Genomic DNA, 333 nt, shown 5'->3' with positions numbered 1-333 from the left:
GAGTCTTGCCCAGAAGTTAGCGGTTTCCGTTTCAGGGCGAATTTTATCCCCACGGGTTAGGTGGCGGCCTTTATAGTGGTAAACATCCCCGTAGTTGGTTTTCTCTCCATCACCGCGGGTCATGTCTGCAACGGCGGAGATTAAGGTATCTTCTGCAAGTTGATGGTTATAGTCTTTGGCAAAAACACTGTTTTCAACCACTTGATGACGCAAAGATAATCCCCAAACACTGTCAGCATGGTTATCGCTCAGCCCAGATGGGCTATTTAATGGTAGGGTTTTGTCATACACATAGCCGCGCTGGCTATCCGTAAAATGGAGGACTTCAGTTTG

Annotated in this window: 1 pseudogene; it reads right to left on the bottom strand. The window is 47.4% G+C overall.

The window, feature by feature from the left end:
* Nucleotides 1–333 (bottom strand): annotated as a pseudogene (locus tag PROVRUST_RS18775) (contractile injection system protein, VgrG/Pvc8 family); the annotation flags it as partial.

Source organism: Providencia rustigianii DSM 4541, from assembly GCF_000156395.1.
GTDB classification, from domain to species: domain Bacteria; phylum Pseudomonadota; class Gammaproteobacteria; order Enterobacterales; family Enterobacteriaceae; genus Providencia; species Providencia rustigianii.
The sequence above is the reverse complement of the archived record's forward strand: the minus strand, read 5'-3'. Positions and strand labels throughout refer to the sequence as shown.